We start from the raw sequence: 22035 nt of genomic DNA, 5'->3' as shown, positions 1-22035 counted from the left end.
CTATGAGCAAAATGATCTCTGTTGCATCAGGTTTCCAGTATTCGGTTAATATTGGATATGACCTGAGCAGCAATGAAAAACTGAAAAACTTCATACCTACAAAGTCATCACTCGGTCTCCTTGAAGAAATCCTTCTAAGCACTGCTGAGACATCCACTGAGCGTTCTCGTGTTTTGATCGGGGCATATGGCAAAGGAAAGTCACATATCGTTCTGACTATCCTCTCAATCCTGATGAAACGCGACTTGCGTTTGTTTGAAAAACTTCTCCCTAAACTGGAAGAACACCCAAAGCTAAAACAGTGTGTTCTCAATTATTATGAGAGTCCAAATAAAATACTTCCGGTTGTAATAACAGGTAGCAACACAAGTTTGTCCCAAGCTTTCCTACTGGCATTGCAAAGAACGCTCTCGGATAACGATCTTCTTGATGTCATGCCGGAAACGAATTACAAAGCTGCTATCTCTGTTATTGAAAGATGGGAAAAAGATTTTCCCGAAACCTATACGGCATTTGAAGCAGCTATTGATATGCCGGTTGCTGCATTTATAAATGCGCTTTCTACTTATGACATCTCTGCTTATGAGCAGTTTGAACGGGTTTATCCGACACTGACCGCAGGAAGTGTTTTCAATCCCTTTCTTGGTTTTGATGTTGTTGAACTATACGAAAGTGTAGCTAAGGGTTTGATGTCCAAAGGCTTCACTGGAATGTATGTGGTTTACGATGAATTCAGCAAATATCTTGAAGCAAATATTACGGAAGCATCTTTGAGTGATACTAAGATGCTCCAAGACTTTGCTGAAAAATGTAATCGAAGTGGCAAGATGCAGCTCCACTTGATGCTTATTTCCCACAAAGAAATTGCGAATTATATTGACAAACTGCCCAAGCAAAAAGTTGATGGGTGGCGTGGGGTGTCAGAGCGTTTCAAGCATATTCACTTGAACAACAATTTCTCTCAGACATATGAAATCATCTCATCCGTAATTCAAAAAGATGAGACTTTGTGGAGCGCCTTTATCAAGGAACATGAAGATGATTTTGGAGCAATTTCCCAGCGATATGCTACCCATCCGCTATTCTCTGAGAACAGCGATGAATTGAATATCGCATTATATGGCTGCTACCCTTTACACCCTGTTTCGACATTTATTCTGCCGAGACTATCTGAGCGCGTTGCGCAGAACGAACGCACTCTATTCACTTTTCTCTCCGCAGCGGGAAGTGCAACACTACCGTCTTACTTGGCGTGTTCAGACGATAGGTTTGAGTTTATTACCCCGGATGTCATTTATGACTACTTCGAGCCGCTTTTCAAGAAAGAAGTTTATGCCGGTGAGATACACCAGAACTATCTTTTAACTGCAAACATACTGTCACGGATTTCCAAAGAGTCTTTAGAGGCAAAAATCGTAAAGACGCTTTCTCTGTTCTATGTGCTTGGGCAATTTGATAGGCTAAAGCCCACAAAGGATGAGATCGTTGGCGTTTTCTCTTCTGCTTATACGGTGCCTGAGATCACGACTGCCATAGATAATCTTATTGAGCGTGATTATGTTATCTACCTCAAGAGAAGCAATGATTTTTTGAAACTGAAACAAACCTCTGGCGTAGATATTAAGCAGAAAATACACGATTATGCTGAATCTCACGCAAAAAAGGTTTCCGTAAAAGAAACCCTCAATGCCTCGAACTTCGACAACTATATGTATCCTTCCCGATACAACGATGACCGAGAGATGACTCGCTTCTTCTCTTTTGTGTTCATTGACGAAAGCGAGGTAAGACCCGATACAAACTGGGTTATTAAGAGCGAATCCATTGATGCAGATGGCGTGATTTACGCTATCATCCCACATAGTGAGGACTCCATAAAAAAATTAAAGGAAATCCTCCTCGATACAAGCAGAGAATGTGATAGGCATATCTTTATTTTGCCTAATCATTTCACAAGCATTGACGAGGCTGCGCATGAATATGAAGCTGTTTCTTTCCTGCGAGAGACTGCTTCTGACGATCCAGTATTGTTCGATGAGTACGATGTTGTGTATGAAGATTTGCGTGAAGTGATTAGTAACTTTATGTCTATTTATACACACCCTGAAAAATACAAGGCAAGCTATATTTTCAATGGCAGGATTCGCAATATACAACGGAAAGCTGCTCTAACAGAACTAATGGCTGACATATGTGATGATGTTTACTCCCTCACCCCAATTATTTGCAATGAGGCAGTAAATAGAGATGTCATCACAAATATTGCAAGCAATAGCCGGAGTAAGTTAGTTGCTGCACTGCTCCGTAACCAACTTGAAGCCAACTTGGGACTTTCTGGTACTGGGCAAGAGGTTTCTATCATGCGAAGCACATTGCTCAGAACAGGTATATTGGTGGAGCAAGGAGGAATGCCATCGCTTGACTTGCGTCCGGGCGATCCTAACCTTGCGAATATGTTAGAAACCATCGAGAACTTTGTCCTGAGCGCAAGACATAATGAGCGAATTGGATTTGATGTCCTGTACGATACTCTTACTCTTCCAGAGCATCATATTGGATTACGCAAGGGCTTGATTCCGATTTACTTAGCTGTTGTCCTCCATGAGTACAAACAACAAGTCGTGATATTGGATAAGTTTGGACAAGTTCCTACATCAGCAGATGTTCTTCTCCAAATCAATGCCGATCCCAAATCTTTCTCCCTATCTTATCTTGACTGGGACCCTGAAAAGGAGAACTTTGTAGAGCTGTTGGCTCAAGCATTTGCAAATCATATCATAGATGCAGAAAAAGGTGCAAACACATACGATTACATCGCAAATGCAATGAGGCGCTGGGTGATGTCTCTGCCAAAGTATGCGAAAGAAATCAAATGTCAGCCTAACGGGAAAAAAATTGATAGCAGGCATTTGTCATTGTTAAAGCTATTGAAGCAAAATACGAGTAGCTACGAACTGCTTTTCGATAAGCTTCCCAAAGCATACGGATATGCTGAGACTTTTTCGGCTGGATTGGCAGAAAACATTATTGCATCGAAAAACTTCATTGACAGACTTATTTCTGATTTGAAGAAGTCTCTGATTGCTCAGACCAAAGAGATTTTCATGCTGCCTCAGAACGAGCCACAGGCTAATAAAATGTCCTTAGCATCTACCATTAAGGAGTGGTGTGACTCGCTAAGTCCTTCCGTATTCAATCATATCTTTGCTGATGGCACGGATAAATGCCTTGTCTTGTTTAGGACTGTCACGAACGATGAAGATTCTTTCATTGTCCGTCTTGCAAAAGCTTCGACCGGCTTGAGGATTGAAGACTGGGATGATGGCACTTGCAAGACATTCACCAACAAACTCCAACAATATAAGCAAACCGCTGAAAGCTATGAAGGCGAAGCTGTACAAGAAAGCGCCGATTCTTCTAACTACAAGGTAACATTTGTAAATGCTGATGGATCCGCCACTACTAAGAGTTTTGAACGAGTAGCATACAGCAATCGTGGCAAACTTCTCTACAACCAAATCACTCAATCGTTGGACTCCATGGGACACGCCATTTCGGAACAGGAAAAGCGTCAGATCATCATGGAAATATTGCAAAAACTATGTTAAGGAGGTGAGCTGATGGCTTACTTTGATAATGCTGCAACTACTTACCCGAAACCTGAAATCGTTTATCAGAGTATGGATCAGTTTCAGCGTCATACCGGTGGCAGCTTTGGACGGGGCAACTATGGATTTTCAAGTTCCGCAAAGAGCATAGTTGACGATACAAGGGCTGCCCTCCAACAACTTCTTCATTGCCCTGCAAAACAGGTTATCTTTGAGCCATCAGCTACCATCTCTCTGAACATTATCATTCAGGGAATTATCGAAAAAGGCGCAAGGAACATATACATAAGCCCCTTTGAACACAATGCGGTAACGCGCACCCTTCACCATTATGAAACGAAGGGTTTGGTTAAGGTAGTTGAATTAACGGTAAACAAGGATCTTTGCTATGATATTCAACGGATCAGATTTCAGTTTGAGAATACAAAGCCTGATTTAGTCATAGTCAGTCACGCAAGTAATGTGATTGGTCTAGTTGCACCGGTCGAGGAAATATTTACGCTTGCAAAAGAGTTTCACTCGCTTACTCTTTTGGATATGGCTCAAACAGCAGGTCTTGTTGACTGTGATATTGGGAAAGACATTTTTGATTTTGCGGTATTCGCTGGTCACAAAACTCTGCTGGGTCCGACTGGTATATCAGGGTTTGTAATGAAACCAACCATTGACCTTGAACCGGTTTTCTTTGGAGGAACAGGGTTCGATTCTGCAAATCAAGATATGCCAGGATCGTTACCAGAGAGATTTGAATTTGGTACGATGAACACCATTGGAGTAGTTGGACTAAATGCGTCAGTTAAATGGATATTGCAGCAGGAAATAAACAATCTTGCCGCAGCAGAGTTGAAAAACAGAGCAAGACTAATTGAGATCCTGAACGAATATGACTTTATTTCTGTTGTTGGAAACTGTGACGGACGAGATTATGTCGGAATTGTCTCTTGTGTGCTTAATGACATAAGCAGTGACACAGCAGGACAGTTATTCAGCGAAAGAAACATTTCAGTTCGTACTGGATTGCAGTGCGCCCCTGCTGCGCATAGGTTCCTTAATACCTTCCCAGCAGGAACGGTACGGTTTAGTGTGAACTGCTTTACAACTGACGAGGACTTTGATGTTTTGAGAGAAGCACTTGATGACATCAATGATAATCTATAAGGAGATCGTATCATGAGCTTACAGGATGTTAGTGTAAAAAATGAATATCGTTCCCTTATAGACAATGTTGTTCAAGAGTTCTATATCCCATTGCTGGAACAGGCAAAGGTCTACAAAAGAGCAGTCGGTTTCTTTTCTTCGTCCTCTCTTGTAGAGATCACAAAAGGAATAGCAACTATGGCTTCAAATGGAGGTAAAATACAGATTGTTGCTTCTCCGTACCTCTCTGATGAAGATATAGAAGCCATTCAGAAGGGTTATGCAGAACGCAACAGCATTATCGAAAGGGCTATTCTGCGCCAAATAACCGGAGAGCAAGTTGATTACTATTCCATGCAGAGACTCAATCTTCTTGCTTGCCTGATTGCAGATGGGATTTTGGACATTCGCATTGCATACACAGAGGGAAAAAACGGTATTGGAATGTACCATGAAAAAATGGGACTTATCGAAGACGGTGAAGGAAATATTGTAGCCTTCTCCGGATCGATGAACGAATCTGCAACTGCAATGTCCATCAATTACGAAACAATAGATGTTTTTAGAAGCTGGGGCGATCAAAACGAAACTGACCGTGTAAGGCTAAAAGAGAACGCTTTTTTCTCTATTTGGAATGACAGTGAACCTAACATCAAAGTCTTGGAGTTTCCCAGCATATCACAAGCTCTTATTGATAAATACAGGAGGTCCCCGCCAAACTTTGACTTGGATAAGGAGCAGTTTCCATCGAAAGATTCAAAGATTCGCACACTGAAAGACGGAAATATTGAAATCGTAACGAGAGCCATAGGACCCCGCATACCTGAAAATATCTCTTTACATGATTATCAAAAAGAGGCTATTGCTTCGTGGGTAGGAGAAAATTATCACGGTATATTTGATATGGCAACAGGTACAGGCAAGACATTTACCGGACTTGGTGCAATTTCAAAGCTTTCCGAAGACTTGAACGACAAACTTGCAGTTGTAATCGTTTGCCCTTATCAGCATCTTGTTGAGCAATGGGTAGAAGATATTGTCCGCTTTAATATGAAACCCATCATCGGATATAGCAGCTCACCACAGAAAGACTGGAAACAACGATTATCGAAAGCTGTGAGGGACCAGAAGATTCGAGTAGACAAAAGTTTCTTCTGTTTTGTATGTACTAATGCTACATTCACGAATAGTTATGTTCAGGAACAAATAAGTAAAATACATTCACCCGTCTTGCTTGTCGTTGACGAAGCACATAATTTCGGAGCAGCTTCCTACGCAAGATTATTAGACGATCGTTTTACATACCGGTTGGCTCTGTCGGCTACCCTTGAAAGGCATCGCGATGAGGAAGGCACCGCGCTCCTATATGCCTTCTTTGGGAAAAAGTGCATTGAGTATTCTTTGGATCGAGCAATAGAAGAAGATAAGCTCACACCGTATAAATATTATCCTGTTGTTGTTCACCTAAATGATGACGAACTTACAGCTTATGAGCAATTATCCTATGAAATGTCGAAGTGCGTCATTAAAGGTAAAAATGGAAAGTATAAACTCAACAAGCATGGCGAGATTCTGGCACTGAAACGGGCAAGGATTGTAGCTGGTGCGTCTGAAAAGCTTGATGCTCTCAGGGAAGAGATCAGACCTTATATTCACGACAATAATATACTGGTGTACTGTGGTGCAACCAATGTGTTGGACGAGAACGCCGATTATACATCCTCTGATACAAGAGATATTCGACAAATCGAGGCAGTAACTCGTATTCTCGGCAATGAGTTTGGTATGGATGTAGCTCAATTTACATCCAGAGAAAATATGGAAACGAGAGCAGCAATCAAGGAGCAATTCCAGCGTGGAGATCGGCTTCAAGCAATAGTGGCGATCAAGTGCTTGGATGAAGGCGTCAATATTCCTGGTATTCGGACTGCTTTTATCTTGGCAAGCACAACAAATCCCAAAGAGTATATTCAGCGTCGGGGGCGTGTACTAAGGAAAGCGCCAAACAAACCTTATGCCGTGATTTATGACTTTGTGACCTTGCCTCGACCTCTTGATTCAGTGTCATCGCTAACAACTGAACAGGCTCAAAGAGATCTAGCCCTTGTGAAGAATGAACTGGCAAGGATAAAAGAATTTGGACGCTTATCTCAGAACTCAATGGACGCAAACAACTTGATTTGGGACATTCAGGAGGCATATCATATTACCGACGAAGAATCGGAGGAAGGTGGTTTCGAGTATGGAACAGATTGAGATAAACGAGAAGGCTGTTGAGCGCCTGAAACGCAAAATCATCCTTCAAGAAAATCAGAATCTCAAAACAAGGGCTATGACCGATCAGCAGATGGTCGCATGGATTAAGAAGCAGATCGAGGAGGAAGCGCAATGTTACTCGAATCGATAACACTGGAAAACTTTAGACAGTTCCGTCATGAATCCATCGACTTTGCACAGGGTGATAACGGGAAAAATGTCACGATCATAATTGGTGAAAATGGCACGGGTAAAACAACCTTCGCCCAAGCATTCTTTTGGTGTATGTATGGAGAGACAGAGTTTTCCGATAAGAATATGCTTAACAAACTTGTCGCAGCGGAAATGAAACCAGGTCAAGAAAGCAAAGTTCAAGTCATTCTCAAGCTGCGTCACGGAACTGTAAATTATACGCTCATGCGGGAGCAGACTTACCGTAAAGACTACTCAAATCGTGTCAAGGGCGATAATACGGTCTTCGATATTGCAATTAAAGACGCAAATGGCAATACATCCTATGTCAAAAAATCGCAATGTGAAAGTGAAGTTAAAGGAATCCTCCCGAAAGAATTGTCCAGATATTTCTTCTTTGACGGCGAAAGAATCGAGAAGATGAGTAAAGACATTTCAACCGGAAAGAAAGCCACTGACTTTGCAGAAGCAGTAAAAGGGCTTCTTGGATTGAATGCTATGTACAGTGCTATTCAGCATTTTAATCCGAAATCCAGACTTGGCGTTATCGGCAGTTATGAGAGTAGCTATGACTCCCACAGCAACTCAAAAATACAAGAGTACACTCAGACTATCGAACGATGCAAATCTGAAATAGCTAAAATTGATGCAAGATTGGAAGAACTGGAAAGTCAAATCGAGCAAGCAAGTGCGCGGAAGACTGAAAAGACTGAGGAAATCAAGCAGTACGCAGAAGGTGAAGAATTACAACGCCAAAAGGAACGGCTTATCCAAAAGATAGCAAGAGCGAAGGACTCTAAAGCAAATGTTGTTAAAGCAATTTGCAAGGACTTTAACAGCAACATGAGTTCCTTCTTCTCGGTTGCACTGATGTCTCGCGCACTTGAGCTTCTGTCCGACAGAGACTTCACTGGCAAGGACATTCCGTATATGCACGCAAAGACTATTGAATATTTGCTGAACCAGAAAGTCTGTATTTGCGGGACACATTTGGATGAAGGCTCAGTGCCATACACTAAAGTTAAGGCGCTTATCGACTTTTTGCCCCCTCAGTCCATCAGCAATATGATTAGCGACTTCAAAAAGGAAGCTAAGCGCCGTGCCAACGCTCAGCAGGATTTGTTTTCCCATATAAGTGATAATCTTGCTGTGATAAGCCAGCAGGATGAAGAAGTCACTGATCTTCAAGATGAACTACATACTATCGAAGGGAAACTTAGCGGTGGAGATGTTCGGAGCAAAGTCCGGGCAATCAACAGTGAGATTCAACTGTGCGACAAAGTTATCAGAGAAAGTGGAGCCGAAAAGGACCGTATCCTTTTAAGAAAAGGCGGTTATGAGTCTGAGGCTGAACGAGCAGACACAGAGCGTCGTAATCTTACCTTGTTGGATGATAAAAACAAGAAGATTGAGATCTACAAAGCATACGCCGAACGCATTTACCAAGAACTTCTTGAAGTTTATGCCACCAGCGAGGCTGAAATCCGCAGCAAATTGGAGACTACCATCAACGAAATATTCAAGCAGATTTATGAAGGTGGATTATACTTAACCATTGATGAGAAATATCATATTTCTGTATATGCAAATGACTATGATGGGGATGTCGAAACATCCACCGCTCAAAGCATCTCGGTAATTTTTGCCTTCATCACCGGCATTATAAAGATGGCTCGTGATAACAGAAACGCTTCGGATGATGATGCCAAGCTCCTGTCTTCTGAACCTTATCCTCTGGTGATGGATGCTCCCCTATCTGCTTTCGATAAGCGGCGTATCAAGACTGTTTGTGAGGCGCTTCCCAATACAGCGGAGCAGGTTATTATCTTTATCAAGGATACTGATGGTGAACTTGCAGAAGAGTACATGGGCGACAAGATCGGCTGTCGGCATTACTTTGATAAGAAAAACGAATTTGAAACTGTGTTGGTGTAAGGGGGTGGGCAAATGTTTGATAAACAATATCGCTTTCGTGGCAGACATGCTGTTCGTGTAGATGCTTTAACAAGCGTCTTTGACAGCAACAGTAAAGCCAAGTTATTTGATCGGAATGTTGATGTGTACGCAAATGCTCCGTTAGTCGGTTTCCTCTATGGCAGAACTGCCGAGCAAGATGATACTCGGAATCCTGAGACAAATCAGGTCTACAACCAAAATGTTATGGGCGATCGTGTTATCTATTCTCAGGAAGAACTCCAATTCAATTTTAGATTGATCATGTTGCTTGACAAAGATTATGAGCCTAACGAAGATGAGCGAATCGACAAGGCGTTTAAGCACATGGGAGAAAATCCCGATGATGAAGCTCGTTTTGACAGTTATGTTCGCGGCGGCGTAGATGTTCTTTATGAAAAACTTATTGAGGGAGTATCATCGCCGGATGAGTATGTAACAAGACTTTATGACTTTATTGAAGAGTTTCAAGAGAAGTTCAACGATGAAATATCAAGTGACGATATTTTGAAGCTTTGTTCTAAGTGAAATGTGGTGAATAGGGATGGAAAACCGTCAAACGGCATATGAAAAACTGATAGAGCTTGCCGAAAAGCAGGGCTATGTGACATTTGATAATATCATGGACTGTGCTGACGAATATTCCCTCCCTATTCAAGACTTTGATTGGCTCAGCAACTCTATTACAACTCGCGGAATCCTCGTTTATAGCGAAGCACCTACTCGTAATGTTCCTTCCGATGAAGATGATTTCGATGATTTTGCACAGAGTGATTATGATGCAGTATATACTCGCATCATCGAACTGAGTCCTTCTCTTGAATCCTTCGTAACTTATGTGAGAATGGTGATACCTCCACAAAGGGGGGAAATCAGGCAACTCAAATATCAAATTGTTGATGGCAATGCATATGCACGAGAACGGATGATTGAAATGCACTTGAGATTAGCTTTGCGAGTGGCATTGCAGAGAGCGGAAACATATGATATGGACATAGAAGATGCCATAGGATATGCTTGTATTGGGCTTGTAATTGCGGTTGATAAATATGATCCCGATACATCAGGAGCGTTTGCTTCATACGCATCTCTCTGGATGATTCAAAACATTTCTCGTGTACAAAGTACACAGCGACCTTTAATTTATTATCCCGTTCACCAGAAAGAGGGATATTTCGCTATGTACCCCGTGCTGAAAGCGCACGATTGCATAGGTTGTGAGCGGTTGAATGAATGCGCTTATGCCATTTCGATGGTTCAAGAAAAAATCGAATGCTCTCCGGATGAAGCAAAAAAGATCCTTGACCAAATGATACCCGATGCCCAAATTGAGGATCTTCTTGAATTATTTGAGAATTACGATGAGGAAGACACTCCCAGAGACACACTTATTGACACATTATTAAGCAATCTCTCCGAAGAAACCATTCTCTCTGATGAAGATGCACTGTCCACTGTTCAAAAGAATGCTCTTAAAGAGGAAGTCGCTTCTGTTCTAAGCAAACTAACACCAAAAGAGGAAAGAGTTCTCCGTTTAAGATATGGGTTCGATGGACACGAACGAACACTTGAAGAAGTGGGCGCTGAGTTTAATGTCACCCGTGAGAGAATCCGTCAAATCGAGGGGAAAGCACTCCGCAAACTAAGACATCCATCAAAAGCGAAAAAACTCAAGGAATATTATTAGAGCAATCACTCGAAAGGAGTCAGACTTGGACTGGGATCAATATTACGAAAAGTTCTACGACTGGGCTACGAGTACACAGATCAGCCGGATGTCATCCCTAACTTCTTATGGCGCATCCTCAGAGGTTGCCGAGGTTGCTCAGGAATACATGGACGAAAAGGCTGCATCCCGTCTCATCAAAAAAGCAGTGGCGTATGGAGTTCAGTTTACACCGGAAGAGATTTATGACCTATCCGGATGCTGCAACACAGAAGCTATGAATGTACTTCTTGATTCCTCGAAATGCAGATTCACAAAGGAGCAATTAGAAGACCTTTACGGTGCAGTCGATGATGAAGTCCTTGAAAGAGTAGCTGCGAGGAACAAGATAAGCCTCTTTGAAGATGACGAGGACGAAGAAATTGATGATGAGACTGTCGAGGAAGAGTTCTTCGATGAGCCGGTTGCTTCTGACCCTAAAATCGGCTTCTTTACAAAGTTTTTCGCAGGAATTGGAATTGCTGATGCACTCTCATCCTCTCACGCTTCTCATCCGGGACATTGTACCGGCGATTGTGCGAACTGTCCTCCCCATTATGGCTATCGCTATGGGCGATGGTATTATGGTCATGGTCATGTGCATGGCTGTGAGTTCGGCGGGAACAAAGGCGACGGAAGCCTGTAACGGAGTCATACATGTTGGGCTATAAGAAAAAGCCTCAAACGCAACCAAAAGGCGCGTTTGAGACTTTTTCTCAGTCAACAGACATCGTTTTCGGATTGATAATTGTGACCGGCTTGCCTTGCCGCTGGGCATACTGGACTGTCTTGCCCGTCCCGCTTGGTCTGCCGTCCCATACAGCTATGATGAAGTCTGCCTGATCCACCATGTAGCGGTTTCTCTTGTGCATACAGTCAGGGGTGTAGTGATGCTGGATCAATGTCTCCTTGTCGCACTTGGAGGCAATATCGAAATAGCGGTCTCTCTGTTCCTCAGTCCACTTCTCAGCCTGACTTTCACAAGGAATTGCGCTTTCAAGAGTAATGCCTTCATAGTTTGATTTAAGACCAAGTACAATTTCCGCTGCGTATATATCAACGCCGAGTGCCATGCCGCTGATGAAATGGGTAACGCCTTCCTGTTCGATGAGCCTGATAATCTCTGCACGGAGCGTTTGCTTGAGGGCAATGCAGCGTTCATCCGATTCGTTAAAGCCGAACGGAAGACTTTGTGGTCTATGACCGGTAAAAGCACATTTCTTCACTTTCATCTTTTTTTCTCCATCTATGTATTAGCGCGTGTATCTCATTCGCTTATACATAGTATAGCACATGATTGTGAAGAATTGTGTCGATTGATGTCAGAAAAAAACGAACCACACAATAAATTGCGTAGTTCGTTGAAGGAAGTCATTTGCTGTTGTTCTTTTCCTGCTCAATCATCAATTCTACCATCTGAATGATCCGCTTCTGGGCATCAAGAGGCAAGGTCTCAAGCTCTTCGGAGAGCTTATTCGCCTTGTACTTCGTAGAATGGTCAACCACATCACAGAAGATTGCATCCGCTGAAACCTCAAGTGCATTGAGCAGGGTGATCAGTTTTTCGCAGCGTGGGAAGGATGCCCCGCGCTCAAGGGTAGAAATGTAGTTTGCTGTAAAGCCGGTCTTTTCGGCAAATTGTTCCTGCGTCAGTCCAAGACGCTCACGGCATTGCTTTATTCGCTTGCCTATTCTATTATCGATCATGACACATACCATGTCCCTTTCCATGTATCTAATAATAAGTATATGGATTAGCGACACATCTATACAGAAACGCTAATGCACTGACTATGGATTAGCGTTAGATTTCTGGGAATTATTTACGAAAAAGACACAAAAAAAGCCTCAGCCGACACCCAAACGGGCATCGACCGAGGCTCTTTGCAGTAATAAGATTATGGCTGAAAACCGACCTTTATTCTCACATTGGCGGCGCTTGACTGCCACATGAGAAAACATACGGGGCTACATTTTCGCGCGGCTCTGGGAGGCTAAAAACCGTCATTTTCGACCTTTATCCTGACAGTAAATCGCTTCCTCCGACCGCTTTGAGATATAGTGCGGACAAGCGAGGATCACAGCGCGAAAACTCTGTTTGCAGTCATGAATGCAGCGTCGGCAGACCTCGCTATATTTACGCCGTCCGTCCGTATCTAAGAAGAATGCCCACTCCTGCTTCCATTTTGCACTTCGGCTCATAAGTCACGGTCAGGCTTGCGCTCCTTTACCGGCGCAGCCTTCTCCTTCGGAGGCTCGGTCTTTGCCGCTTTCAGCCTGTCCATGATGGAAGACTTCTCTCGCTTTTCGCTGCTTTCCTTCTCTTTGGAACCGTTGTTGATGATACCGTCAATCATGCCGTAGTCATCCTCAAGCGACATTTCAGCGGCTTTGAGTGGATTCTGCTTTTCCAGCTCGGCCACCCAATCCGCTTTCTCCACACCGAAGATACCGCCTTTGGCGGCGTGTTCCCTGATCTCCTTAGCGTCCAGAACCAGCCCCTCGGTATCGTCGCCGTACAGCCGGTAAATCTGGCACGACTTCATGACCTCCGCCGCAGCCTCTTCCCGCATGGGCAGCATCCCGCCCCATTTGTAGCCGTACTGCTTCATTTCCTCGATGCTGATGCTGTCATCCGGCATCTTCTCGACCGGCATGACCTCCTGACGGAGCAGATTGACTGCGGTCTCATCGAAACCGTCATAGATATGGGACAGTACCAGCTCGCCGCGCTCATCGACAATGATACAGGAGGCATCGTCCCCGAAGGTATCATGCTCCATCAGCCAAAAGGTGTGGCCATCGATCTCCTTATGGTCAATCGTGTGCCATGTGCCGATATGACCATCCACCGCCATGCCGGAGGTGTTTTCATTGACAATGGAGCTTTTCTCTTCAAGAACCGTCTGTTTTTGCTGTCCTTCGGAAATCATCGGGATAGCAACAATCCTGTCTCCGATTTTGGCAAACTGCTCCGGCATTTTGAACTCAGTCATAAACTGCCGCAGCAAATCCGGCGAAAGCGAGCCGAAGCTGTCATCCGTCAGACCCGTAACAAGGAAGGTACCGGCAACAATATCATAGATTTCACCGCTGTCATCCCGCAGAGCGCGGTTGAGAGGCAGCCCGTTCATCTTGCCTTCTTCATTGCAGACAATGGCAACCGGCTCTTCAAAGGGATAGACCGCCTCAATGTCCCCGCCAACCTCATGCTGTAAGGACTCGAGGCTGGAAGGGATTTCTTTCACATAGGGCTTCTTGTCCGGCTCAACCACCAGCACAGTGATCGTGCTCGGCTGCTCCAATTCTTCGCCGCTTCCGGTGACGCGGTACTCGTCGGGAATATCCTCAAGCGTCCCGTCAAAGTAGCGGTTCCAGCTATCGCCGGTAGGACGGATGTACCCGGCGTCGGTCAGTGTGCCGCCTTCATTGATTGCGCAGTCTTCGCCGTACCGCTCAAAGTCAATGTAATCCACAAAGCTGCCGAACTTGTTGTCGATGTTGTACCCACCCTCAAAGAAGTAGTAGCGACCGAGATCGTCATAGTCCTTGATGTCGGGGATAAAATCATAGTTGTCGAGATTGTAGGTCAGGTTGATCAGATCGTCGAGGTCATTTACTTCATCGCAGCCGCTATCCATGATTGCCACGAAATGCTCAAGCTCAGAGCGGGACATCTCATCCAGCCGGGCGGCGAGGTAGTTGAGCTTATCGAGGTTTTCGTATTCGCCAAGGAGATTGCTGACTCCATGAATGGAGCAGTCATAATCCGTGATAAACCATTCCTCATAGACCTGACCGAACTCATCCTTTGAGCCGATACCGATCCGCTCGAAAACCTTCTTCATTTCCTCTTCGGTGGTCGGGAAATGAACCCATTCACCGACAAGCTCGCCTTCGTTGTACTTGCCAAGATTGGTCACGAAGGCTTCAAAACTGCCATCCAATACGGGCATAGGCACCCTCCTTTCAATCGTCCATCATGCTGTCCGGCGCGATGTAGAGCTGGGCAAACGCCTCGTCGGTGATCCCCTCAAGCTTCCGAACGGTATGAAAAAGCAGCTCCGCCATCTCGTCGTCCAGCTCGTTGATGGGCAGCGACTTCATTTCAGCAATCAGCCTCTTGCGGCTGGAAGTGTCGAAGCAACACATCAGATTTGTCTCTTCCACGGTAAAAAACATAATCACATCTCCATTTCTTTTGATTTCGGTTTCTTTGTTTGCTCAGGCTTTTTAGCACCTTTGTCCGGCGCAGTCTGGGCGTGTTCTTTGAGCTTTGCTAGGACAGAAGTCTTCTTCTGAGAGGGATGCTCTCTGCGATCCATTGCTTTCCAGAGGCTTTCTGCCGGAGCGTCCTCCACATAGGAACGGACAATAGACAGCCGCTCATGGAATGGAACGGGATTCTTCCTGTCCGTGATGTCAGTCAGGCTAACTTCTTCATTTGGAAAATCCACTTTGTCAACGCGGACGGTTTTGCCGTCCATTTCCATTACCATGCCGACAGGGATGTAATCCTCAGCGAGAAGGTGTTTGACGGTTTCCTGTCTGCCGTCTTCACCGGGCTGCGTAACAAGGACATCGTTGCCTTGTCCCCACAGAGCCTTTGCCTTGGCAACCCACTGATCTTCCCGAAAGCCGGTCACGGCAACCTGTCCGCCGCCTTCCAGCTCTTTCATCAGAAGCTTCGACCCGAGCGCGGGCGCTGCCTTCTTCGCATCTTCCCCGTAAATCTCGAAGTAGCCGTTCTGGGCAAAGCAGACAATCGCTTCGGGATGGGCTTCCTTGACGGCGTTGTAAGCGGTCTGCGCTTCAAGGGGCAATATGCCAAGCTTTTCGGTCACGCCATGCTGAACGGCAAGCTTGTGAATGTGATCCTCAATACTGCCAGTTTTCGCATGGAAGCTCGTTTTGAAGCGCTCACGGCGGAGAATCATGTCAAGCTCAACCGCATTCTCAGGCAGATAACTCACCGACACGACCTCGCCGTGCTTTTCTTTCAGCGGGATCGCTCCGCGCCGGTAGCTGCGGAAAGGCAGATAAAAGGTGGCATCGTCCTTAAAGGTGACTGCCACTGTCTCAACCGGAACGGTGAGCTTTTGCATCCTCTCCACATGAGCGGCATAGTCCAGCTCAATGAGGTTGCCTCTGATGGTATCGCCCTCTACGCCCTTGATCTCGACTGCATAGGCAAGGATGGGATCGCGGGTTTGCTCATGGTAAAACTCCCACACTTTGTTTTCGTAGGAATCCTTCACATAGACTTCACGCTCAGGCAGGAGGTAAGTGCCGTTCGGACGGGACATCCAGAGAAGGTGCTTGTCCTCGGGGGATTGGGAACCGGCAAGGCTGTGAAGCAACCCGGCGTCCAGCTCAAAATCCTCTTTGTAGTTCTGGGTATGGATGTCCATAATCCGGCGAAGGGCATCCACAAGATTGATGTTTTCAAACTTCATAGGCATCACTCCAAACCGACATCGCGGGACTTCTGCTTGACCGGCGTTTTCCGCTCAGGCTGGCTCTTTGCCGCAGCGCGGAGCTGTTCTCGGATAGAAGGCTTTTCCCGCGCTGCTTCCTGAGTCTTCTCTTTGCCGATATATTCAAGCGTCGGTGTCAGCTCGCGGTAGCAGCCCTGTACCTTCTTCGCAGAATGGCGGCGGTGAATGGCGAACATCGGCTCGCCATCCCGGGTAACGGTGTTGCCCTCAATCCTGACCTTGTACTCCATCATCACCTTAAAGGACTGATTGGACGAACGGTAAGTAGCCAGCATCCCGTCGTTGCGACCGGAGATCTGCGCTTTGAGCGTGTCCATGACGGCTTCCTTGATTTTCTTTTCCTCCGGTGTGAGGCGATGCTTCACCGGTACCGCCTGTTCCGGCTCTTTGGGAGCCGGAGCTTCGGGAGCCTTCTCCGGCACAGCCGATTCGCTCTGTTCAGCCGGTGCCTGCTCCTGAGTTCTGCTGATGGCAGTCTGCCGGACAAACTCTTCGGTGAAAAGGCTGACCAGCCCCGGATTTACACTGTCAATAATGAGTTGAGCTGCATGATCCGGGCTGCCATCCATGCCCTTTGCCCATTCCTTGCAGTCTGGGGAAATGCGCCCGTCATGGTCTTTCTGCTGGATGGTTTGCGCGAGGACATAGGCGACGCGCTCAGGCGAGAATTTCTCAAGGATGCTCTTAACGGCGGACTCCGCCGCAAGTCGGTTGTTGCCGTAGTAGTCGTTGATGGTCTGCTCAATCGCCTCTTTACAGTCCATGTTGGCTTGCATCGAGGTGCGGTAAGCATCCAGCTCACCGGCTTCAAAGGCATACATCGCAGCTTCTCGGTAAACCGGAATCACCGCATCCCGCAGCGGCGTAGGGGCTTCCTGTTCCTTCACGGCAAGCCGCTCTTTGAGCTTTTCATCAATACCGGTGATCATCTCAGCCGCCGTTTTGCGGATGGTTTCCAGCGAGCCTTTCAGCTCCTTGGTCTCCTTGTCGGAGGACCAACCGGCGATATAGCCGAAAGAATAATCAGAGGTTTCAATGCCGTACCGCTGGCAGACGGTATAGGCGACGCTTTCTGCCTCGACCTCCTTAGTGCGCCGGTCTTTCTTGTCCTCGGGAGCAACCTTTTCGCCCGGAGTGACGGCATGGAGCTTGGCATGGGCAATCTCGTGGATCGCCGTCTTGATGGTCTGGATTTCACTCATACCCTCCTGAATGGCAATGCGGTTTTCTACATGAGAGAAGTAGCCTTTTGCGCCATCGGTGATGTTTTCAAAGGCAATGGGGACCGGAGACAGCTCTTTGAGAGCATCAAAAAAGGCGGCGTAGTTTTCCACGCTGCCTGTCAGCTCGTCTACGGCAATATCGGGAAGCTCTTTGCCGTCCGTCTGGGACACATCGAAGACGCTCACCACCTTGAAGGCGGGGCGGGTCACTTCAACCGTCTCAGTGACCGGCTTGCCGTCTTTGTCGAGAACGGGCTTCTGCGTTGCTGGGTCGAGTTTTTCCCGCTCTTCCTGCACCTTGTAGGGCGCAGGAGCAAGGATTTTGATACCCTTTTCGCCCTTCATCACATGGCGGTCGAAGTTGCGCTGCCATGCCGTGTAACCGGCGATCAGCGTCGCATCTGGCTTCTGCATGGCGATGAGAAGCGTATTGTTAAACGAGTAGTTGTAGAACTTGGACATCGTTTTCAGGTACTCTTTGAAGCGTTCGGATTCAAACAGTTCCTTGAGTCCCTGTTCCAGCTTGTCGGTGATTTCCCGGACTTGCTGGGCGTTTCTGTTTTCAGCCATTTCTAACCTCCAATCTTACTGATTTGAAATAGAAAACTCCGGCTGAGATTTGCCCGAAAGACGGGCTTTGATCTCAGACGGAGTTTCCGTTCTGGTCAATCTGCGATGATACAAATTATCTGTATGTTCCCATTCAATCAACTTCTCAAATAAGTCAGGGTGACGGTTGACCATGTGGGAAAGCTCAGAAGTCGATGCGTTCGGGCAGAACCAACAACCGTTGCGTTTGGAATGTTGATAACAGGGCGAGAGCATATCGTATTTCTCGCACAGCCGCCAAGCATCCGCTTCCGTCATGCCATACTTTGCAAGAAGGCTGATGTCCTTCTCCTTATTCAGTCTGGCAAGACGCTTTGGCTCGTCCAATGCAATACCTACATAGCTACGGGTGTCATCAGGTTGAGCCTTATGGTACTTGCGGAGCGGAGGCATTTTACAGTCCCGATTTACCGCGCACTTTCCCGGCCAGACAAAACCTCGAATCAGCCCTTCATAAGGTCCTCTTGTGATAATGTGATGGAACACATCATCGTAAGTTTTGTCACTTCGCAGAACCGTGAATTTGCATCCGAGTTCATTTTCAACGAACCGTTTGAGCTTTTGGTGGATAAAGTCCCGATGCTCCGGGACTTCTCCACTGATCTCCTGATCGAACATCACCTCACTGTAAATGACCTCATCCAACGGCTCGTTTTTCTCCGCAGCAAGAAGAATTGTTGCTACGCTGTCCTTGCCTCCGCTGCATGAGGCAATATATCGCGGGCGCGTCATCGGTCGAACTCCATCTTGAAGCTGACATACTTGCCGCCTGTATCATCCAGACGGATCACCGCATCATAGAGCTGCGGGCGCTTTGGCGTATAAAGCCCGGTCACTCTGCACCAACCCTTGTCCAGCAGTTCGGCGGCGATTTTCTTGGTCAGCTTCTTTTTCTTACTCGTAAAGAACTTGTTATCCTCCCACATACAGAAGGAGCATTCCTTGTTCGAGCAGTAGTAGTTTCCCTTGCCTACATAGACCGGCGAGCCGCAGCGCGGGCATTTGCCGATGGACTCTCTGCCGGTATCGAAGCGGTTTGCCTCGGAGTCCGAGAGGAAAGGATAGGCTTTGACCAGCTCGGAGGTCATCCCCACAATGCCGGAAAGGAACTTGTTCGAATCCGCATTGCCGCGCTCAATCTGCATCAGGGTATTTTCCCATTCTGCCGTCATGGAAGGAGAAGTGATCTGTTCGGGCAGGACGCATACAAGGTTGTTGCCATCCTTTGTAGGCACGAGAGATTTGCCCTTGCGCTCAACGAAGCCGCCTTTGACCAGCTTTTCGATGATACCGGCGCGGGTGGCGGGAGTGCCAAGCCCATTCTTTTCGGTATCATCGTCGAACTCAGCGTTTCCCGCAGTTTCCATTGCCGACAGAAGGGAGTCTTCGGTGTAGGGCTTCGGCGGGGATGTATAGTGCTCGGTAACGCTGGCATCGACAAAAGAGAGAATATCTTTCTCATTCAGAGAAGGCAGTGAGCGCTCCGGCTCGTCCTTTTCCTTGCTCTTGAGTGTTTCCTTGAAGTGGCGCTCAATGGCTTTCCATCCATCCTGCACGACCGTTTTGCCCTTTGCCTTGAACTCGTAACCCTCACAGGTGAGCGTAACCGAAGTCTCATCATAGATGTGCTTCTCACTGGTAGCGCTCAGAAGGCGCATGGCGACAAGCCGGATGATTTTCTGCTCCGACTCCGGCAGCTCGCCGAGATCCTGCTTTTCAAGCTGGACGGTGGGGATAATGGCATGATGGTCAGTGACCTTGGCGTTGTTGGTAATTCGCCCAATGTCCGGCTCATGAGTGATACCCTCGGAGAGCGGCAGCTTGCGGGAGACAATACCGATCACCTGACGGGCGGTGCTCTCCATATCCTCAGTGATGAACTGACTGTCCGTTCGGGGATAGGTAAGCAGCTTTTTCTCATAGAGGGACTGCACCAAATCGAGCGTCTGCTGGGCGGTAAAGCCATAGTAGCGGTTGGCTTCCCGCTGCAAGGTGGTCAGATCATAGAGCCTCGGCGGGTTGACCGTCTTCGTCTCCTTCTTGAGAGAAGAAACGACGGCTTGCTTTTTATTGCAAGCCGCCGCAATCGCCTTCGCCTCGTCTTCGGTTTTGACCTTTTCCATGTCCGCCGTCAGGCTGTCTTTGCTGATATGGACATTGAAGTATTTCTCCTTGTGGAAGGTTGTGATTTTGCCTTCACGCTCCACCAGCATTGCCAGCGTAGGCGTTTGGACGCGCCCGACCACCAGCTTCTTATGATAGAGTGTCGAGAACAGCCTTGTGCCGTTGATGCCGACAATCCAATCTGCCTTGGAACGGGCAAGCGCGGCTTCATAGAGCCGGTCATAGTCGCCGCTGTCTCGCAGATGGGCAAAGCCCTCCCGGATTGCGCTGTCTTCCAACGAGCTGATCCACAGGCGCTTGAAAGGCTTCGTGCAACCGGCTTTCTTGTAGACCAACCGGAAAATCAGCTCGCCCTCGCGCCCCGCATCGGTGGCGCAGACAAGCTCGGTTACACGCTTATCGCGCATGAGGTCGCACAGCACTTTGAACTGCTTCTGCTTGTCCTTCGGGACTTCAAACAGCCATTCCTCCGGGACGATGGGGAGATCGCTGTACCGCCATTTGGCAAAGCGCTCATCGTAGGAGCTTGCGTCCGCAAGCCCCACAAGATGACCGACGCACCATGAGACGATGTAGTTGTTTCCTTCGAGATAGCCGTCCCTACGGGAAGAAGCGCCCAGCACCTTCCCGATAGCGGCTCCAACACTTGGTTTTTCCGCAATCACTAAGATCAAATCGTTTCCTCCGTTTCTCTGGTTTCAGCCTCGTCATCCTCATCATCTGCAATGACAGTCTCTTCGTCCTCGTTGATATACGGCTCTTCCTCATAACCCTCGTCATCGAAGAAATCCAGATCCTCGTCCTTCTGCTTCTTGCCGCGCACGAACTTGAAGTAGTAATATGCACCACCGCCGATGCCGACCAGCGCGATGATACCGATGATCAGGGCAATGTTCGGGGAAGCGTTTTCCGGCTCTTCGGGCACCTCGGTTTCCTCGCCCTCGACCGGCTCTTCCGGCTCAGGTACAGCGCCGGTACACTCGCTCATGTTTGTTTTGCAGACTGGGCATTCCGTATTGACAGCTCCGGCCTCGCAGCGGGTATCGCAGTTACAGGTAGTAAGCGAAGATGCCGTTTCCTCATCCAACAGGGCAAGCAGATCGGCCTCGTCCACCATGTTGAGGAAATAGGTCTGGTACTGTTCCTCTTCCTCGTTGATGGGCGCATCGTAATCGATCACGACATAGAAGGTGTTGCCGGTCTTGGTCTGCACCGTGATGAACTGCTTATTCGTCGCCTTGTCATAGAGCAGATCGCGGGTATAAGCGTTGCCTTCACCGTCAATCGGCTCGCCCTCATACGGTTCAGGCTCTTCGGGTGCTGCGGTTTCCGGTGTTGCCTCGGGCTGGGTTGCCTCCGTGACCGGAAGCTCCTGCTCGGTGTCATCCGCATAGGCGAATGCGGATACAGTGAACGAGATACAAAGCGTGAAGCACAGTGCAAGCGCCGCCAGAAGGCGGATTCCTTTTCTCTTAGTCATTGTCCGTCACCTCCTGCTGGGTAGTGATAGGCTTTTCCGCCTTGCCGTCCTTCATCGCAGCGAGGAAGGCCATGATCTGATCCTTGTCCATGACCATTGCACGGACGGTGTTGACGATTTCAAGGTTTTCCAGCTCGGTTTTCTTGTCGTAAAGCTCCTTGAGCTGCCCCTGCAGGTCCTCGACCTTCTTCTCGGTTTTGGTGATTTCCGCGCAAACCTTCTGATATTTCGGGTTCATAAAAACGCTCCT

Annotated in this window: 18 protein-coding genes; 8 read left to right on the top strand and 10 right to left on the bottom strand. The window is 47.2% G+C overall.

Annotated elements, in window-relative coordinates:
• The first annotated feature begins 2 nt into the window (after nucleotides 1-2).
• Genes C4885_RS00450 through C4885_RS00420 form a run of 8 tightly spaced genes read left to right on the top strand, consistent with a single transcriptional unit; the run spans nucleotide 3 to nucleotide 11497 of the window.
• Nucleotides 3-3608, top strand: a complete 3606-nt coding sequence (locus C4885_RS00450) for a restriction endonuclease subunit S (RefSeq protein ID WP_113998535.1) — start codon at nucleotides 3-5, stop codon at nucleotides 3606-3608.
• A gap of 12 nt (nucleotides 3609-3620) precedes the next feature.
• A complete protein-coding gene (locus C4885_RS00445; RefSeq protein WP_113998534.1) occupies nucleotides 3621-4766 on the top strand; it encodes an aminotransferase class V-fold PLP-dependent enzyme in 1146 nt (381 codons plus the stop codon).
• Between the two features lie 12 nt (nucleotides 4767-4778).
• Nucleotides 4779-7001: a DEAD/DEAH box helicase family protein gene (locus C4885_RS00440; RefSeq protein WP_113998533.1), complete on the top strand. Its 2223-nt coding sequence runs from the start codon at nucleotides 4779-4781 to the stop codon at nucleotides 6999-7001.
• Nucleotides 6988-7152 (top strand): hypothetical protein, encoded by a 165-nt coding sequence (locus C4885_RS16600; RefSeq protein WP_195560293.1) that lies wholly within the window; start codon nucleotides 6988-6990, stop codon nucleotides 7150-7152. The genes C4885_RS00440 and C4885_RS16600 overlap by 14 nt, the downstream gene beginning before the upstream one ends.
• The gene (locus tag C4885_RS00435) at nucleotides 7134-9128 is read left to right on the top strand and encodes an AAA family ATPase (RefSeq protein WP_113998532.1); all 1995 of its coding nucleotides are present in this window, start codon (nucleotides 7134-7136) and stop codon (nucleotides 9126-9128) included. The genes C4885_RS16600 and C4885_RS00435 overlap by 19 nt, the downstream gene beginning before the upstream one ends.
• A 12-nt stretch (nucleotides 9129-9140) precedes the next feature.
• Nucleotides 9141-9674, top strand: coding sequence for a hypothetical protein (locus tag C4885_RS00430; RefSeq protein WP_113998531.1), 534 nt, complete (start codon nucleotides 9141-9143; stop codon nucleotides 9672-9674).
• 16 nt (nucleotides 9675-9690) lie between these two features.
• Nucleotides 9691-10833 carry a sigma-70 family RNA polymerase sigma factor gene (locus C4885_RS00425; protein ID WP_113998530.1) on the top strand — a complete coding sequence of 381 codons (1143 nt, stop codon included), beginning with the start codon at nucleotides 9691-9693 and terminating at the stop codon, nucleotides 10831-10833.
• A 25-nt stretch (nucleotides 10834-10858) separates the two neighbouring features.
• Nucleotides 10859-11497 (top strand): hypothetical protein, encoded by a 639-nt coding sequence (locus tag C4885_RS00420; RefSeq protein ID WP_113998529.1) that lies wholly within the window; start codon nucleotides 10859-10861, stop codon nucleotides 11495-11497.
• Between the two features lie 70 nt (nucleotides 11498-11567).
• Here the strand turns inward: C4885_RS00420 and C4885_RS00415 are convergent, their stop codons facing one another.
• The 10 genes from C4885_RS00415 to C4885_RS00365 form a co-directional block, all read right to left on the bottom strand.
• Entirely contained in the window at nucleotides 11568-12083 is a 516-nt protein-coding gene (locus C4885_RS00415; RefSeq protein ID WP_113998528.1) for an SLOG family protein, read from the bottom strand.
• A gap of 139 nt (nucleotides 12084-12222) precedes the next feature.
• Entirely contained in the window at nucleotides 12223-12558 is a 336-nt protein-coding gene (locus tag C4885_RS00410) for a helix-turn-helix domain-containing protein (RefSeq protein WP_113998661.1), read from the bottom strand.
• Between the two features lie 491 nt (nucleotides 12559-13049).
• Nucleotides 13050-14807 (bottom strand): antirestriction protein ArdA, encoded by a 1758-nt coding sequence (locus C4885_RS00400; RefSeq protein ID WP_113998526.1) that lies wholly within the window; start codon nucleotides 14805-14807, stop codon nucleotides 13050-13052.
• Between the two features lie 13 nt (nucleotides 14808-14820).
• On the bottom strand, nucleotides 14821-15033 hold the full coding sequence (locus C4885_RS00395) for a transposon-transfer assisting family protein (RefSeq protein ID WP_069432464.1): 213 nt from the start codon (nucleotides 15031-15033) through the stop codon (nucleotides 14821-14823).
• Between the two features lie 2 nt (nucleotides 15034-15035).
• Nucleotides 15036-16307, bottom strand: coding sequence for a hypothetical protein (locus tag C4885_RS00390; RefSeq protein WP_158538753.1), 1272 nt, complete (start codon nucleotides 16305-16307; stop codon nucleotides 15036-15038).
• Nucleotides 16308-16312: 5 nt separating this feature from the next.
• On the bottom strand, nucleotides 16313-18142 hold the full coding sequence (locus C4885_RS00385) for a DUF3849 domain-containing protein (RefSeq protein WP_113998524.1): 1830 nt from the start codon (nucleotides 18140-18142) through the stop codon (nucleotides 16313-16315).
• 15 nt (nucleotides 18143-18157) lie between these two features.
• Nucleotides 18158-18913, bottom strand: coding sequence for a phosphoadenosine phosphosulfate reductase (locus tag C4885_RS00380; protein WP_113998523.1), 756 nt, complete (start codon nucleotides 18911-18913; stop codon nucleotides 18158-18160).
• Nucleotides 18910-20979: a DNA topoisomerase 3 gene (locus tag C4885_RS00375; RefSeq protein ID WP_113998522.1), complete on the bottom strand. Its 2070-nt coding sequence runs from the start codon at nucleotides 20977-20979 to the stop codon at nucleotides 18910-18912. Before C4885_RS00375 ends, C4885_RS00380 begins: the two co-directional genes overlap by 4 nt.
• The gene (locus tag C4885_RS00370; RefSeq protein WP_113998521.1) at nucleotides 20976-21785 is read right to left on the bottom strand and encodes a DUF4366 domain-containing protein; all 810 of its coding nucleotides are present in this window, start codon (nucleotides 21783-21785) and stop codon (nucleotides 20976-20978) included. The genes C4885_RS00375 and C4885_RS00370 overlap by 4 nt, the downstream gene beginning before the upstream one ends.
• Nucleotides 21778-22023 (bottom strand): DUF4315 family protein, encoded by a 246-nt coding sequence (locus tag C4885_RS00365; RefSeq protein ID WP_113998520.1) that lies wholly within the window; start codon nucleotides 22021-22023, stop codon nucleotides 21778-21780. Before C4885_RS00365 ends, C4885_RS00370 begins: the two co-directional genes overlap by 8 nt.
• Nucleotides 22024-22035 lie beyond the last annotated feature (12 nt).

Origin of the sequence: Subdoligranulum sp. APC924/74 (assembly GCF_003324125.1) — a bacterium.
Lineage (GTDB): Bacteria > Bacillota > Clostridia > Oscillospirales > Ruminococcaceae > Gemmiger > Gemmiger qucibialis.
Note: the sequence above shows the minus strand (reverse complement) of the source record. Positions and strands in the feature narration are given on the sequence as shown.

Bases quoted from the DNA above. Each gene is read 5' to 3' on its own strand.
- C4885_RS00395 (WP_069432464.1), bottom strand. From the start codon at position 15,033: ATGTTTTTTACCGTGGAAGAGACAAATCTGATGTGTTGCTTCGACACT.
- C4885_RS00435 (WP_113998532.1), top strand. From the start codon at position 7,134: ATGTTACTCGAATCGATAACACTGGAAAACTTTAGACAGTTCCGTCAT.
- C4885_RS00430 (WP_113998531.1), top strand. From the start codon at position 9,141: ATGTTTGATAAACAATATCGCTTTCGTGGCAGACATGCTGTTCGTGTA.
- C4885_RS00445 (WP_113998534.1), top strand. From the start codon at position 3,621: ATGGCTTACTTTGATAATGCTGCAACTACTTACCCGAAACCTGAAATC.
- C4885_RS00385 (WP_113998524.1), bottom strand. From the start codon at position 18,142: ATGGCTGAAAACAGAAACGCCCAGCAAGTCCGGGAAATCACCGACAAG.
- C4885_RS00390 (WP_158538753.1), bottom strand. From the start codon at position 16,307: ATGAAGTTTGAAAACATCAATCTTGTGGATGCCCTTCGCCGGATTATG.
- C4885_RS00365 (WP_113998520.1), bottom strand. From the start codon at position 22,023: ATGAACCCGAAATATCAGAAGGTTTGCGCGGAAATCACCAAAACCGAG.
- C4885_RS16600 (WP_195560293.1), top strand. From the start codon at position 6,988: ATGGAACAGATTGAGATAAACGAGAAGGCTGTTGAGCGCCTGAAACGC.
- C4885_RS00380 (WP_113998523.1), bottom strand. From the start codon at position 18,913: ATGACGCGCCCGCGATATATTGCCTCATGCAGCGGAGGCAAGGACAGC.
- C4885_RS00410 (WP_113998661.1), bottom strand. From the start codon at position 12,558: ATGATCGATAATAGAATAGGCAAGCGAATAAAGCAATGCCGTGAGCGT.
- C4885_RS00415 (WP_113998528.1), bottom strand. From the start codon at position 12,083: ATGAAAGTGAAGAAATGTGCTTTTACCGGTCATAGACCACAAAGTCTT.
- C4885_RS00450 (WP_113998535.1), top strand. From the start codon at position 3: ATGAGCAAAATGATCTCTGTTGCATCAGGTTTCCAGTATTCGGTTAAT.
- C4885_RS00440 (WP_113998533.1), top strand. From the start codon at position 4,779: ATGAGCTTACAGGATGTTAGTGTAAAAAATGAATATCGTTCCCTTATA.
- C4885_RS00370 (WP_113998521.1), bottom strand. From the start codon at position 21,785: ATGACTAAGAGAAAAGGAATCCGCCTTCTGGCGGCGCTTGCACTGTGC.
- C4885_RS00400 (WP_113998526.1), bottom strand. From the start codon at position 14,807: ATGCCCGTATTGGATGGCAGTTTTGAAGCCTTCGTGACCAATCTTGGC.
- C4885_RS00425 (WP_113998530.1), top strand. From the start codon at position 9,691: ATGGAAAACCGTCAAACGGCATATGAAAAACTGATAGAGCTTGCCGAA.